At 71.5% G+C, this 13,983-nt stretch carries 16 protein-coding genes; 13 read left to right on the top strand and 3 right to left on the bottom strand.

What is annotated here, in order from left to right; translation table 11 throughout:
- The 6 genes from ACPZVR_RS03985 to ACPZVR_RS03960 form a co-directional block, all read left to right on the top strand.
- A partial coding sequence (locus ACPZVR_RS03985; RefSeq protein WP_436698281.1) for a TraR/DksA family transcriptional regulator occupies nt 1-630 on the top strand: 630 nt, incomplete at its 5' end.
- Complete coding sequence (gene lspA, locus ACPZVR_RS03980; RefSeq protein ID WP_436698280.1) at nt 603-1,214, top strand: signal peptidase II; 612 nt, start codon at nt 603-605, stop codon at nt 1,212-1,214. The genes ACPZVR_RS03985 and lspA, both read left to right, overlap by 28 nt.
- Nucleotides 1,211-2,149 (top strand): RluA family pseudouridine synthase, encoded by a 939-nt coding sequence (locus ACPZVR_RS03975; RefSeq protein ID WP_436698279.1) that lies wholly within the window; start codon nt 1,211-1,213, stop codon nt 2,147-2,149. The genes lspA and ACPZVR_RS03975 overlap by 4 nt, the downstream gene beginning before the upstream one ends.
- Nucleotides 2,136-2,606 carry a GNAT family N-acetyltransferase gene (locus ACPZVR_RS03970; RefSeq protein WP_436698278.1) on the top strand — a complete coding sequence of 157 codons (471 nt, stop codon included), beginning with the start codon at nt 2,136-2,138 and terminating at the stop codon, nt 2,604-2,606. The genes ACPZVR_RS03975 and ACPZVR_RS03970 overlap by 14 nt, the downstream gene beginning before the upstream one ends.
- An 88-nt stretch (nt 2,607-2,694) precedes the next feature.
- Nucleotides 2,695-6,267, top strand: coding sequence for a DNA polymerase III subunit alpha (gene dnaE, locus ACPZVR_RS03965; protein WP_436698277.1), 3,573 nt, complete (start codon nt 2,695-2,697; stop codon nt 6,265-6,267).
- Nucleotides 6,264-6,848, top strand: a complete 585-nt coding sequence (locus ACPZVR_RS03960) for a hypothetical protein (RefSeq protein WP_436698276.1) — start codon at nt 6,264-6,266, stop codon at nt 6,846-6,848. The genes dnaE and ACPZVR_RS03960 overlap by 4 nt, the downstream gene beginning before the upstream one ends.
- Here ACPZVR_RS03960 and ybaK read toward each other — a convergent pair.
- The gene (ybaK, locus tag ACPZVR_RS03955; RefSeq protein ID WP_436698275.1) at nt 6,790-7,278 is read right to left on the bottom strand and encodes a Cys-tRNA(Pro) deacylase; all 489 of its coding nucleotides are present in this window, start codon (nt 7,276-7,278) and stop codon (nt 6,790-6,792) included. The two genes, ACPZVR_RS03960 and ybaK, sit on opposite strands and share 59 nt — an antisense overlap.
- 6 nt (nt 7,279-7,284) lie before the next feature.
- The gene (locus tag ACPZVR_RS03950) at nt 7,285-7,950 is read right to left on the bottom strand and encodes an LON peptidase substrate-binding domain-containing protein (RefSeq protein WP_436698274.1); all 666 of its coding nucleotides are present in this window, start codon (nt 7,948-7,950) and stop codon (nt 7,285-7,287) included.
- Nucleotides 7,951-8,162: 212 nt separating this feature from the next.
- Between ACPZVR_RS03950 and hisD the strand changes: the two genes are divergently transcribed.
- Genes hisD through ACPZVR_RS03915 form a run of 7 tightly spaced genes read left to right on the top strand, consistent with a single transcriptional unit; the run spans nt 8,163 to nt 13,788 of the window.
- Nucleotides 8,163-9,479 (top strand): histidinol dehydrogenase, encoded by a 1,317-nt coding sequence (hisD, locus tag ACPZVR_RS03945; protein ID WP_436698730.1) that lies wholly within the window; start codon nt 8,163-8,165, stop codon nt 9,477-9,479.
- The gene (locus tag ACPZVR_RS03940; RefSeq protein ID WP_436698273.1) at nt 9,476-10,588 is read left to right on the top strand and encodes a histidinol-phosphate transaminase; all 1,113 of its coding nucleotides are present in this window, start codon (nt 9,476-9,478) and stop codon (nt 10,586-10,588) included. Before hisD ends, ACPZVR_RS03940 begins: the two co-directional genes overlap by 4 nt.
- The gene (hisB, locus tag ACPZVR_RS03935; protein ID WP_436698272.1) at nt 10,585-11,208 is read left to right on the top strand and encodes an imidazoleglycerol-phosphate dehydratase HisB; all 624 of its coding nucleotides are present in this window, start codon (nt 10,585-10,587) and stop codon (nt 11,206-11,208) included. Before ACPZVR_RS03940 ends, hisB begins: the two co-directional genes overlap by 4 nt.
- Nucleotides 11,205-11,861, top strand: a complete 657-nt coding sequence (gene hisH / locus ACPZVR_RS03930) for an imidazole glycerol phosphate synthase subunit HisH (protein WP_436698271.1) — start codon at nt 11,205-11,207, stop codon at nt 11,859-11,861. The genes hisB and hisH overlap by 4 nt, the downstream gene beginning before the upstream one ends.
- Before the next feature lie 29 nt (nt 11,862-11,890).
- The gene (priA, locus tag ACPZVR_RS03925; protein ID WP_436698270.1) at nt 11,891-12,628 is read left to right on the top strand and encodes a bifunctional 1-(5-phosphoribosyl)-5-((5-phosphoribosylamino)methylideneamino)imidazole-4-carboxamide isomerase/phosphoribosylanthranilate isomerase PriA; all 738 of its coding nucleotides are present in this window, start codon (nt 11,891-11,893) and stop codon (nt 12,626-12,628) included.
- Nucleotides 12,629-12,644: 16 nt separating this feature from the next.
- On the top strand, nt 12,645-13,421 hold the full coding sequence (hisF, locus tag ACPZVR_RS03920) for an imidazole glycerol phosphate synthase subunit HisF (RefSeq protein ID WP_436698269.1): 777 nt from the start codon (nt 12,645-12,647) through the stop codon (nt 13,419-13,421).
- A gap of 19 nt (nt 13,422-13,440) precedes the next feature.
- Entirely contained in the window at nt 13,441-13,788 is a 348-nt protein-coding gene (locus ACPZVR_RS03915) for a hypothetical protein (RefSeq protein WP_436698268.1), read from the top strand.
- A 12-nt stretch (nt 13,789-13,800) separates the two neighbouring features.
- On the opposite strand, the gene ACPZVR_RS03910 is transcribed toward ACPZVR_RS03915, so the two are convergent.
- Nucleotides 13,801-13,980 (bottom strand): hypothetical protein, encoded by a 180-nt coding sequence (locus tag ACPZVR_RS03910; RefSeq protein ID WP_436698267.1) that lies wholly within the window; start codon nt 13,978-13,980, stop codon nt 13,801-13,803.
- Between the last annotated feature and the right edge of the window lie 3 nt (nt 13,981-13,983).

Genomic DNA, 13,983 nt, shown 5'->3' with positions numbered 1-13,983 from the left:
GCCCCCGCGAAGAAGGCGGCCCCCGCGAAGAAGGCGGCCCCCGCGAAGAAGGCGGCCCCCGCGAAGAAGGCGGCCCCCGCGAAGAAGGCGGCCCCGGCCAAGAAGGCGGCCCCGGCCAAGAAGGCGGCCCCGGCCAAGAAGGCGGCCCCGGCCAAGAAGACGGCCGCGACCACCAAGGCCATTCCCACGAAGAAGGTGACTCCGACGAAGAAGGCGCCGGCCAAGAAGGCCACTCCCGCATCCCTGGTCGTCCTCGAGCACGAGGAGGCCTGGTCGGCCGACGAACTGGCCGAGGTCCTGGCCGAGCTCCACGAGCAGCGCGCGGCGAGCGCCCGGATCCTCGAGGAGCAGGAGGCCGACCTCACGGGCCTGCTGCGCGACTCCGGCGACGGCGCCGGCCAGGACCAGGCCGATCTGGGCGCGACCAGCTTCGAGCGCGACCACGAGCTCACGGTCCTCAACCACGAGCGGGAGAAGGTCGCCCAGATCGACCGCGCGCTGGCCCGCATCGACGACGGCACCTACGGCGTGTGCGAGTCCTGCGGCAACCCGATCGGCAAGATGCGGCTGATGGCCTTCCCGCGTGCCACACTGTGCATGACATGCAAGCAGCGCGAGGAACGCCGGTAGACCACCGCGACGACGGAGGGGACTCCACCGGATCAGGCTTCCTCGCCCGTCCGCGGACCTGGCTTCTGTTCGCCACGGTCGCCGCGGTCATGATCGCGATCGACCAGGTGGCGAAGGTGCTGGCCGTCCGCCATCTCACCGACGAGCCGGACATCGAGGTCGTCGGTGAGCTGCTGCAGCTGCACCTGACCTACAACCCGGGTGCGGCCTTCAGCCTGGGGACCCGGTTCACCGTCGCGATCGCGTGTCTGGCCTGCACCGCGACCCTCGTCGTGCTCTGGGTGAGCCGCGGCCTGGCCAACCGGACCTGGGCGGTCGGGCTGGGACTCCTCCTGGCCGGCATCGACGGCAATCTGATCGACCGGATGTTCCGCGAGCCCGGACCGTTCCGGGGGCACGTGGTCGACTTCCTGATGCTGCCGAACTGGCCGGTCTTCAACGTGGCCGACATCTGCATCAACGTCGGCGTCGGGCTGATCCTGCTCCAGGTGCTCCGCGGGGTGAACCTCGACGGCTCGCGTGCCGAGTCCTCCCGTTCCTCGGAGCGGCCCGGAGCCGACGACGGCGCCGAGGGGGAGCAGTGAGCGCGGTCGACCACCGCAGCCTACCCGTTCCCGAGAGTCTCGACGGCGAGCGGATCGACATCGTCATGGCCCAGCTCTTCGGCGTGTCCCGGACCCGGGCCGCCGAGCTGATCTCGCGAGACCTGGTCGTCCTCGACGGCGCGCCGGTCCGGGGCAAGAGCGACCGCGTGCTGGGTGGTTCGATCCTGGACGTGTCCATCCCCGCCGAGGCCGACCCGCTCGAGGTCGTGCCGGAGATCGTCGAGGGGATCAAGATCATCCACGACGACGACGCGATCGTGGTGATCGACAAGCCCGTCGGCGTGGCCGTGCACCCCTCGCCGGGCTGGCGGGGAAAGACGGTGGTCGGCCACCTCGCGGGTGCCGGGTTCCGGATCTCCACCTCGGGGGCCAAGGAGCGCGAGGGCATCGTGCAGCGCCTCGACGTCGGCACCTCCGGCGTGATGGTGATCGCGAAGTCCGAGCACGCCTACTCGATCCTCAAGAACGCGTTCCGGCGGCGGACCGTCGACAAGACCTACCACGCGCTCGTCCAGGGGCACCCGGACCCGCTTGAGGGCACCATCGACGCCCCGATCGGCCGGCACCCGCGCTTCGACTACAAGTTCGCGGTCATGGAGGACGGGCGGCACAGCGTCACCCACTACGAGACGCTCGAGGCCCACCGGTTCGCGAGCCTCCTCGAGGTCCATCTCGAGACCGGGCGGACCCACCAGATCCGGGTCCACATGAGCGCCCTCAAGCATCCCTGCGTCGGCGATCTTACCTACGGCGCGGACCCGGTCCTCGCCCGTCGGGTCGGCCTGGAGCGTCAGTGGCTCCATGCCGTCAAGCTCGGCTTCGAGCACCCGGAGACCGGCGAGTACGTCACCTACGAGTCGACGTACCCCGACGACCTCGCGCACGCGCTCGAGGTCATCCGTGACGCCCACTGACCTGCAGTTGCGCCCGGCGACCCCGGCCGACGTACCGCGGATCGCCGCGGTCCAGGTCGCGGCCCGCGCCGGGGCCGCGATGCCTCCGGCGATCCATCCCCCGGCCGAGATCCGCGCCCACCTCGCCGCGCACTTCGGCGCTGCCGAGAGCTGGGTCGCGGAGGTCGGAGGTCAGGTGGTCGGCTACGCCCGCTTCACCCGCACCTGGCTCGACGACCTGTACGTCGATCCGGCCCACCAGGGCAGGGGAGTCGGAAGCGCGCTGCTCGACGTCGTCAAGGCCCGGCACCCGGCCGGATTCAGCCTGTGGGTCTTCGAGCAGAACGTCGCGGCGCGGGCGTTCTACACGGCCCACGGCCTGGTCGAGCGCGAGCACACCGACGGCGCGGAGAACGAGGAGCGGGCCCCCGATCTGCGGATGGAGTGGCGGTCCGGATCTGTCGGAGGGTCGCCCTAGAGTCGTGTCGACCTTCACGTAGGCTGGGGCTCTTCCCCGAGCGACCGCCCGTTGACTGCTGAGCCACTTGAGGAGAGCCGAACCACACATGGCTGCCGACGCCGGGGACTTCGTCCACCTGCACGTCCACACCGAGTACTCCATGCTCGACGGGGCGTCGTTGCTCGACGGCCTGTTCACCCGGGTCAACGACCTCGGCATGTCGGCCATCGCGATGACCGACCACGGCAACCTGCACGGCGCCTACGACTTCTACTCCAAGGCGCGCAAGTACGGCGTCCAGCCGATCATCGGCATCGAGGCCTACATCACCCCCGGCACCCCGCGCGGCGAGCGTCGGCGCGTGCGCTGGGGGCAGAGCAACTCCGCCGACGGCGCCGAGGAGGGCGGCAACGACGTCGCCGGTGGCGGCGCCTACACCCACATGACCATGTGGGCGGAGTCCACGGAGGGCATGCACAACCTGTTCCGGCTCTCCTCGCGCTCCAGCCTGGAGGGCTACTTCTACAAGCCCCGGATGGACAAGGAGATCCTCGCCGAGCACAGCAAGGGGATCATCGTCTCCACCGGCTGCCCCAGCGGCGCGATCCAGACCCGGCTGCGGCTGGGGCAGTGGGACGAGGCGGTCCGCGAGGCGGCCGAGCTGCAGGACATCTACGGCAAGGACAGCGTCTTCCTGGAGCTGATGGACCACGGCATCTCGATCGAGAAGCGGGTCCGCGACGATCTGCTGCGCCTCGGCAGGGAGCTCGGCATCCCGCCGATCGCCACCAACGACTCCCACTACAACAACCCCGAGGACGCCGAGGCCCACGACGCCCTCATCTGCGTCGCCTCCGGCAAGCGGCTGTCCGACACCAACCGGCTCAAGTTCGACGGCGGTGGCTACTACATCAAGTCCGCCGCCGAGATGCGGGAGCTGTGGGCCGGCACGTTCGGCATGCCCGAGGCGTGCGACAACACCGTCGCCATCGCCGAGCGCTGCTCGGTCGAGTTCACCGAGTCCACCGGCGGCTACATGGCTCGCGCCGAGGTGCCGGCGGGGGAGACCGAGGAGTCCTGGTTCCGCAAGGAGGTCTGGCGCGGCATCGAGGCGCGCTACCCCGGGGAGCGGCTGACCCAGGAGGTCAAGGACCGCGTCGAGATGGAGCTCGCGGTCATCTCCCAGAAGGGCTACTGCGGCTACTACCTCGTGGTCGCCGACTTCATCAACTGGTCCAAGGACAACGGCATCCGGGTCGGTCCCGGGCGTGGCTCGGGTGCGGGCTCGATCGCCGCCTACGCGCTGCGGATCACCGACCTGTGCCCGCTCGAGCACGGGCTGTTCTTCGAGCGCTTCCTCAACCCCGAGCGTCCCTCGATGCCCGACTTCGACATCGACTTCGACGACGCCCGGCGCGGCGAGGTCATCCAGTACGTCAGCGACAAGTACGGCGCCGATCGCGTCGCGCAGATCGCCACCTTCGGCCGGCTGAAGGCCAAGGCCGCGATCAAGGACGCCGCGCGGGTCCTCGACCACGGCTTCGCGATCGGCGACAAGATCACCAAGGCCATGCCGCCCGACGTCATGGGCAAGGGCGTGCCGCTCAAGGAGATCTTCAACCCCGAGCACAAGCGCTACAACGACGGCGGCGAGTTCCGGGCGCTCTACGAGTCCGACGGCGACGTCCGCACCATCTACCAGACGGCGGTCGGCCTCGAGGGCCAGATCCGCAACTGGGGCGTGCACGCCGCGGGCGTGATCATGTCCAGCGAGCCGCTGATCGACATCGTGCCGATCATGGCCCGCCCGCAGGACGGCGCCGTGATCACGCAGTTCGACTACCCCATGTGCGAGTCGCTGGGCCTGGTCAAGATGGACTTCCTCGGGCTGTCCAACCTGCGCATCCTCGAGGACGCGCTGCTCAACATCAAGGCCAACCGGGACGAGGACGTCGTCCTCGAGGAGCTGCCCTTCGACGACCGGGCGACCTACGAGCTGATGGGCCGGGGCGACACCCTGGGCGTGTTCCAGCTCGATGGCGGCGGCATGCGCGCGCTGCTGCGCTCGATGCAGCCCGACCAGTTCGCCGACATCACGGCGGTCAGCGCGCTCTACCGCCCGGGCCCGATGGGCGCCGACTCGCACAACAAGTACGCCCGCCGCAAGAACGGTCGCGAGCCGATCGAGCCGATCCACCCGGCGCTGGCGGAGGCGCTCGAGCCGGTCCTGGGGGAGACCTACGGCCTGATCGTCTACCAGGAGCAGGTGATGGCGATCGCCCAGGTCCTGGCCGGCTTCACCCTGGGCGCCGCCGACAACCTGCGCCGCGCCATGGGCAAGAAGAAGAAGGAGGAGCTGGACAAGCAGTACGCCGGCTTCCAGGCCGGCATGCTCGAGCGCGGCTATCCCCAGAAGGCGATCGACACCCTCTGGGAGATCCTGCTCCCGTTCTCCGACTACGCCTTCAACAAGTCCCACTCCGCGGCCTACGGCGTCATCACCTACTGGACCGCCTATCTCAAGGCCAACTACCCGACCGAGTACATGGCCGCCCTCCTGACGTCCGTCAAGGACGACAAGGACAAGATGGCGATCTACCTCAACGAGTGCCGACGGATGAAGATCCAGGTGCTGCCGCCCGACGTCAACGAGTCGGCCCACAACTTCACCGCCGTCGGGCGCGACATCCGCTTCGGGCTGACCGCGATCCGCAACGTCGGCGCCAACGTCGTCGACGGCATCGTCGAGGCGCGCACCGAGAAGGGCCGGTTCGCCGACTTCAACGACTTCCTCTCCAAGGTCCCGGCCACCGTCTGCAACAAGCGGGTCATCGACTCGCTCATCAAGGCCGGTGCCTTCGACGACATGAAGCACCTGCGCCGCGCCCTGGTGGCGATCCACGAGACCGCGGTCGACCAGTACGTCGACATCAAGCGCAACGAGGCGATCGGCCAGGACTCCCTCTTCGCCGGGCTGGGCGACGACGACGGCGGCGATGGGGGATTCGGCGTGAGCGTCGCCATCCCCGAGATCGACGAGTGGGACAAGATGACCCTGCTGGGGCACGAGCGGGAGATGCTGGGCCTCTACGTCTCCGACCATCCGCTGCTCGGCCTGGAGCACGTGCTGTCGAACGGCACCGACTGCACCATCGGCCAGCTGGTCACCGACGAGAGCCGGCCGCACAACTCGACGGTGACGGTGGCCGGCCTGGTCACCTCGATCCAGCGCAAGATCACCAAGAACGGCGATCCCTGGGCGACGGTCACGCTCGAGGACCTCGAGGGCGCCATCGACGTCCTGCTCTTCCCGAGCAGCTACCGGCTCGCCGCGCCCTATCTCACCGAGGACGCGATCATCCGGGTCCGTGGACAGCTCGACACCGAGCGCGACACCGCCCAGCTGCGCGGCCAGGAGGTCACTGTTCCCGACCTCGAGAAGGGCAGCGACGGGCCGGTGGTGATCAGCCTGCCCTCGACCCGCTGCACCGGACCGGTGGTCGCGCAGCTGCGCGAGGTGCTCACGACCCACGCCGGGCTGACCGAGGTGCGCCTGCAGCTGCTGAGCCGTGACTCCACGAAGGTCATGCGCCTGGGGGACAATCTGCGGGTGACTCCCTCCTCCGCACTGTTCGCCGACCTCAAGCAGCTCCTCGGCCCCGGGTGCCTCGCCGGATGAGCGACACCCGCCGCGGGGGCACGGCGCCCGCGGTCGCCGTACCCGTGCTGCTCGGTGCGCTGCTCGGTGCCGCCGGGGGCTGGCTGTGGTGGGTGTGGTGGTCACCCGCGACCCAGGGCAAGATCTACGACACCCCGGTCGGCAAGGCGTGGTACCCCGACCCGTTCGACCCGGGCATCGCCCGCGACTTCGGCGGCACGGCGACCTATGTCGTGGCGGGGTTCGCCCTCGCCCTCGTGCTGGGCCTGGTCGGTGGCTGGGTCGCGCGGCACCGCGCGGTGGTCGGCGTCCTGGCGGTCCTCGCCGGTGCCGGACTGGGCGCGCTGGCGATGACGCTGGTCGGCCAGGCCTTCAGCCCGCCCGACCCCGCGACCCTGCTCGCGACCCACCAGGCCGGGGACCGGCTGCCCGGCCACCTCCACGTGTCCGGCTGGACGCCGTACCTCGTGTGGCCGGTCGGCGCCCTGCTCGCCTACCTGGTGCTGATGCTGTCGCTGCCCGTCGCTGCGCCGCGTGGGCCGGCTAGCGACGGATCGGAGCGACCCGCGCCGCCGACATCCGCACCAGCTCCGCAGGGTTGAGCTCGATCTCCAACCCGCGGCGGCCCGCGGACACGAACACGGTCTCGTGGTCGAGCGCCGTCGCGTCGACCACGGTCGGGTGGGCCTTGCGCTGTCCGAGCGGCGAGATCCCACCGAGGACGTAGCCAGTCGCGCGCTCGGCCACCTGGGGGTCGGCCATCGCGGCCTTCCGCCCGTCCACCGCGCGAGCCAGCGCCTTGAGGTCGAGCTGTCCGCTGACGGGGACGACGCCGACGACCAGCCGGCCGTCGACGTCGGCGAGGAGCGTCTTGAACACCTGGGCGGGGTCGATCCCCATCGCCTCCGCGGCCTCCTCGCCGTAGGAGGCGGCGCGTGCGTCGTGCGCGTACTCGTGCACGGTGAACGCCACGCCGGCCGCGGCGAGCGCGGTCGTCGCCGGCGTGCCGCCGGACTGCTTCCTCTTGGCCACGAGCCCTCAGTTCGGCGACCACTTGGTGCGCGCGACCTCGGTCGCGGGCAGGGAGGTGATCACGTTCATCGCCCGCAGCTCGGAGCGGAGCAGGTCGGTGACGAGTGCCAGTCGCTCGGCGGCATCGGGGGCCTCGAGGAGCTGTTGGCGCTCGCCCATCGGCAGCGGCGTGCAGGCCGCGAGGGTCCACGAGAGGTAGGTCGGATCGCTCGGCAGCTCGCCCTGCAGCGGGTCGCCGGCGATCGAGCGCAGCACGTGGCGATAGGCGGTGAAGGTCGCCCGGGCCCGCTCCACCAGCTCCTCGGGTACGTCGCCCTCCGCACCCGCGAGCACGGTGACCTCGCCGACCGGGTAGTCCCCGGTGGTCAGCAGTCGGTCGAGCTGGATCCGGTCGCGGCCCACGGCGACGATGTCGAAGCTGCCGTCGGGCCGGGACTCGGCGTCGGTCAGCTGCAGGCGCACGCCGACCCGGTAGAGCGACTGGTTGCCATGGTCGCCGACCTCGTAGCCGTCGCGGATCGCGACCGAGCCGAACAACCGCTGCGCCGGATCGTCGGCGCGCAGCAGATGGTGGACGAGCGCACGGTACCGGTCCTCGAACACGTGCAGCGGCACGCTGACCCCCGGGTAGAGCACCGCGTTGAGCGGGAACATGGGGAGGCGGTCCGTCACGTGTCCAACGTAGCGGGGCAGGGCGTGCGGATGGCGGCTGCCCGCGCCTGCGGGTCGGCCAACGTGGCCTCCTCCCCGTCCCGCCGTGCACCTCGCCCGCCGCCGTGCGGCAGGTGCGTCCGCATTCGTGCCGGCGGGCCGACCGCCGCTGTCCTCACGCCGGGACGCCGGCGGCCGAGCGGTTCCGCGAACCGTAGAATCGGGGCATGTCCCTGATCCGTCGCATCGACCTGCGCGAGGCCGGTCCCGAGACCGACTACCGCGCGGCAGTGCCCCGTGCCGACTTCGACATCGAAGCCGCGGTGCCGGCGGTGCATGCGATCTGCGAGGAGGTCCGCACCCGGGGGCTGGACGCGATCGTGGAGCTCGGGGAGAGGTTCGACGGGGTCCGGGTCGACGACATCCGCGTGTCACCGGCCGCGATGCGGCAGGCCCTCGACCGGCTCGACCCCGACATCCGGGCCGGACTGGAGGAGTCGATCCGCCGGCTGCGGGCCACCTGCGCCAACGAGCTGGAGCAGGACGCGGTGACCGAGCTCGGCCCTGGCGCCCGGGTCACCCACCGCAAGGTGCCGGTCGGCCGGGTGGGGCTCTACGTGCCCGGCGGTCTCGCTCCGCTGGTCTCGAGCGTGCTGATGAACGTCGTGCCCGCCCAGACCGCGGGGGTCGCGTCGATCGCGCTGGCGAGCCCGCCGCAGAAGGAGTTCGGCGGCTCGGTGCACCCCACGATCCTGGCGGCGTGCGCGCTTCTCGGCGTCGAGGAGGTCTACGCCGTGGGAGGTGCCCAGGCGATCGCGATGTTCGCCTACGGCCTCGACGACGCCGACCCCGCTCGCCGGGTGGCCCGTGTCGACCTGGTCACCGGGCCCGGGAACATCTGGGTGGTCACCGCCAAGCGGATCCTCAAGGGACAGATCGGCATCGACTCCGAGGCCGGGCCGACCGAGATCGCGATCCTCGCCGACGACACCGGCAACGCGGCCTATGTCGCCGCCGACCTGATCAGCCAGGCCGAGCACGACCCGCTGGCCGCCTCCGTCCTCGTGACGACCTCGGAGCGGCTCGCCACCGAGGTCGAGGCCGAGCTGGAGCGGCAGGTGGCCGCCACCAAGCACGGCGAGCGGATCACCACGTCGCTCGGCGGGAAGCAGTCGGGCATCGTGCTCGTCCGCGATCTCGAGCAGGGCCTCGACGTGGTCGACGCCTACGCCGCCGAGCACCTCGAGATCCACACCGAGGACGCCGCCGCGTGGGCCGCCCGGGTGCGCAACGCCGGCGCGATCTTCGTCGGCCCGCACGCGCCGGTCAGCCTCGGCGACTACTGCGCCGGGTCCAACCACGTGCTGCCGACCGCCGGCTGCGCCTGCCACTCCTCGGGGCTGTCGGTCCGCGCGTTCACCAAGTCCGTGCACGTCGTCGACTACTCCGCGCAGGCGCTGGCCGACGTCGCCGCCCATGTGGTCACCCTCGCCGAGGCCGAGGACCTGCCGGGGCACGGCGCGGCCATCACCGTCCGGTCCACGCGATGAGCGGTGCCACCGGCGGCGGCTGGCCGCCGCTGCGCGACGAGCTGCGCGGTATCGAGCCGTACGGCGCCCCGCAGCTCGACGTGCCGGTCCAGCTCAACGTCAACGAGAACCCCTACGGCCCGTCCGAGGCGTGCGTCGCCGACATCGCGGCCGCGGCGGCGGCCGCGGCGACCACGCTCAACCGCTATCCCGACCGGGAGTTCGTGGCGCTGCGCGAGGCGCTGGCGGCGTACCTGTCCAAGGACACGCCGGCCGGCATCGTCCCCGCGCAGGTGTGGGCGGCCAACGGCTCCAACGAGGTCATGCTGCAGCTGCTGCAGGCCTTCGGCGGGCCGGGGCGCACGGCGGTCAGCTTCGCCCCGACGTACTCGATGTACCCCGAGTACGCCCGCGACACCAACACCCGCTGGGTCGCGGGCCGCCGGGCCGAGGACTTCGCACTCGACCTCGACACCGCGCGCGACCTGGTCAAGACCGAGCAGCCGAGCGTGATCCTGCTGCCGAGCCCCAACAACCCGACCGGCACCGCACTGCCGCCCGAGGCGGTCGGCGTGCTGTGCGAGGCCGCCGGCGATGACGGGATCGTCGTGGTCGACGAGGCCTACGGCGAGTTCCGCCGGACGGGTGTGCCGAGTGCGCTCGAGCTGCTGCCGGCGTACCGGAACCTCGTCGTGACGCGCACGATGAGCAAGGCGTTCGCCGGGGCCGGCCTGCGCCTGGGCTACCTCGCCGCGGCGCCCGAGATCTGCGAAGCGATCCGGGTGGTGCGCCTGCCCTACCACCTCTCCGCGGTCACCCAGGCCGTCGCCCTGGCGGCGCTGGGCCACGCGCCCGAGCTCCTCGGCAAGGTCGACGACCTGCGCCGCGAGCGCGACGCGCTGGTCGACTGGCTGCGTGGCGAGCGGTACGACGTCGCCGATTCGGATGCGAATTTCGTGTTGTTCGGCCGATTCGCCGACCGTCATGCTGTCTGGCAGGGTCTCCTCGACGAGGGAGTCCTGATCCGGGAGACCGGGCCCGACGGCTGGCTGCGGGTCTCGGTCGGCACCCCCGACGAGATGGCGGCCTTCCGGGCCGCCCTCACCCACGTGAACGGAGAACGAGCATGAGCCGGACTGCTGCCCCCAGGATCGGCAGGGTCGAGCGCCAGACCAGCGAGTCGAAGGTGATCGTCGAGGTGGACCTCGACGGCGCCGGCAAGCACGACATCTCCACGGGGGTCGGGTTCTACGACCACATGCTCACCGCCTTCGCCCGGCACGCGCTCGTCGACCTGACCGTGCAGACCGAGGGCGACGTCCACATCGACGCCCACCACACCGTCGAGGACACCGCGATCGCCCTCGGCCAGGCACTGCGCGAGGCGCTGGGCGACAAGGTGGGCATCCGCCGGTTCGGCGACGCCACCGTGCCGCTCGACGAGGCGCTGGTGCACGCGGTCGTCGACGTCTCCGGGCGGCCCTACTGCGTCCACACCGGCGAGCCCGAGGGACAGCAGTACGTCCAGCTCGGCGGGTCCGGGGTGTCCTACCTCGGATCGCTGACCCAGCACGTCTTCGAGTCGATCGCCTTCCACGGCCACTTCGCCCTCCACGTGCGGGTGCTCGCCGGCCGCGAGCCGCACCACATCGTGGAGACCCAGTTCAAGGCCTTCGCGCGCGCCTTCCGCGACGCCGTCGCGATCGACCCGCGCGAGACCGGGATCCCCTCCACGAAGGGTGCTCTGTGAGGGCTCCGTCCGTCGTCGTCCTCGACTACGGCTCGGGCAACCTGCGCTCCGCCGTCCGCGCCGTCGAGCGGGCCGGGGCGGACGTCACCTTGACCGGTGACCTGGACACGGCGATGGAGGCCGACGGCCTGCTCGTGCCCGGCGTCGGCGCCTACGAGGCCTGCATGCGGGGCCTGCGCGCGATCCGCGGGGAGCGGATCATCGCACGTCGGCTGTCGGGCGGCCGGCCCGTGTTGGGCATCTGCGTCGGGATGCAGATCCTCTTCGAGCGCGGCATCGAGCACGGCGTCGAGACCGAGGGCTGCAACGAGTGGCCGGGCGTCGTCGAGCGCCTGCAGGCGCCCATCGTCCCCCACATGGGCTGGAACACGGTCGACGTGCCCGCCGGCACCCGCCTGTTCGCCGGCATCGAGGACGAGCGGTTCTACTTCGTGCACTCCTACGGCGTGCGCGCATGGACCCTCGTCACCAACGACCGCACCCCCGAGAGTCACCAGCCGCTGGTGACCTGGGCCGAGCACGGCCCGACGGGAGCGGCCGACCGCTTCGTCGCGGCCGTCGAGAACGGACCGCTGTGCGCCACGCAGTTCCACCCGGAGAAGTCCGGCGACGCGGGCGCCCAGCTGCTGAGGAACTGGGTGACCTCCCTGTGAGCACCCCACGACGTCCTGAGAGGGATCACATGCCTGACTACCTGGAGCTGCTGCCCGCCGTCGACATCAAGGGGGGCCAGGCGGTGCAGCTGGTCCAGGGCGTCGCCGGCTCCGAGAAGCGGTTCGGCGACCCGATCGAGGCCGCCCTGCGCTGGCAGGAGGCGGGCGCGGAGTGGATCCATCTCGTCGACCTCGACGCCGCCTTCGGCGAGGGTGACAACCGGGAGCTCCAGGCCGAGATCGTCGGCCGCCTCGACATCCAGGTCGAGATGAGCGGCGGCATCCGCGACGACGAGTCGCTGGAGGCGGCGATGGCGACCGGCTGTCGGCGGGTCAACATCGGGACCGCCGCGCTGGAGCAGCCGGAGTGGTGCGCCCGCGCGATCGCGACGTACGGCGACCGCGTGGCGGTCGGGCTCGACGTCCGCGGCCGCACCCTCGCCGCGCGCGGATGGACGCGCGAGGGAGGCGACCTCTACGAGACGCTCGCCCGCCTCGACTCCGAGGGCTGTGCCCGCTACGTCGTCACCGACGTCAACAAGGACGGCATGCTCCAGGGGCCCAACCTGCAGCTGCTGCGCGACGTGTGCGCCGCGACGCCCAGCCCGGTCGTGGCCTCCGGCGGCGTCACGACCCTCGACGACATCCGCGCGCTGATGGAGCTCGTCCCGGTCGGCGTCGAGGGCGCCATCGCCGGAACGGCTCTCTACACGGGGCAGTTCACCCTGGAGGACGCGCTGGAGCTCACCCGGGGCGGGCTCGTATGACCCGGGTGGTCGGGCGATGACGCTGGCAGTCCGGGTCATCCCGTGCCTCGACGTCGACGCCGGCCGGGTCGTGAAGGGCATCAACTTCCAAGAGCTCCGCGACGCCGGCGACCCGGTCGAGCTCGCCCGGCTCTATGACGCCGAGGGCGCCGACGAGCTGACCTTCCTCGACATCTCCGCCTCCCACGAGGGCCGGGCGACCACGATGGACATCGTCTCCGCCACGGCCGAGCAGGTCTTCATCCCGCTGACCGTGGGCGGAGGCGTCTCCTCGGTCGAGGACGTCGACCGGCTGCTGCGCGCCGGCGCCGACAAGATCGCCGTCAACACGGCTGCCATCCGCCGGCCCGAGCTGATCTCCGAGATCGCCGACCGGTTCGGCAACCAGGTCCTCGTCCTGTCGGTCGACGCCCGCCGGACCGCCGCCGGTGCCGAGGCGCCGGGGGACTCGGGGTTCGAGGTGACCACCCACGGTGGGCGTCGCTCCGCCGGCCTCGACGCGATCGCCTGGGCGGTGCGGGCGGCGGAGCTGGGGGCCGGCGAGATCCTCCTCAACGCCATGGACGCCGACGGCACGACCGACGGCTTCGACCTCGAGCTGATCCGCAAGGTCCGCGGCGAGGTCTCGATCCCGGTGATCGCCTCCGGCGGCGCCGGAGCCGTCGAGCACTTCCCGCCGGCGGTCGACGCCGGAGCCGACGCCGTGCTCGCGGCGACGGTCTTCCACTTCGGCACGCTGCGGATCGCGGACGTGAAGTCGTCGCTGTCCGCGGCAGGTGTGCCGGTCCGCTGAGCCGGGGAGGGTGCCGGCCATGAGCTACGACGTGTACCAGCCGGGCGACGCCCCCGAACCCGCGGACGGCGCTCCCGGCGACGAGCTCGGCAGCCACGGGCCGTGGCGGGTCGCCATCGAATACTCCAACCAGGGCCAGGCCAAGCCGCCCACCATCGTCCAGATCGGCAAGACCGAGCATGCCGAGCGCGCGACGGCGATGCTCGCCGCCGCCCGGGCCGCCCGCGAGTTCAACCCGCCGGACCCGTGGTCCGAGCAGAGCCGCGAGATCTTCCGCGACGGCCGTCACGGGTTCCTCGTCATCATCCACGGTGCCGCCTCGACGTTCCACATGAGCGTGCGGATCGTCGCTCCGGTGGTCCCGTAGCGTCGCCCCAGGTCACGGTGCGGTCGGCCCGTCGGCGCCCTCGTCGGCAAGGTTGCCCAGGGGCCCCGAGGGCAGGTCCCGGGCCGGCGGCGTACGCAGGTCGGGCTCGCCGGGGCCGGCGCCGACGCAGCCGCCGAGGAGCACGGCGACGGTGAGGCAGAGGAGTGCGGGACGTGGTCCGAGAAGGTCCATGTC

Source organism: Nocardioides segetis, from assembly GCF_051390595.1.
In the GTDB taxonomy this organism is placed as follows: domain Bacteria; phylum Actinomycetota; class Actinomycetes; order Propionibacteriales; family Nocardioidaceae; genus Nocardioides.
Note: the sequence above shows the minus strand (reverse complement) of the source record. Positions and strands in the feature narration are given on the sequence as shown.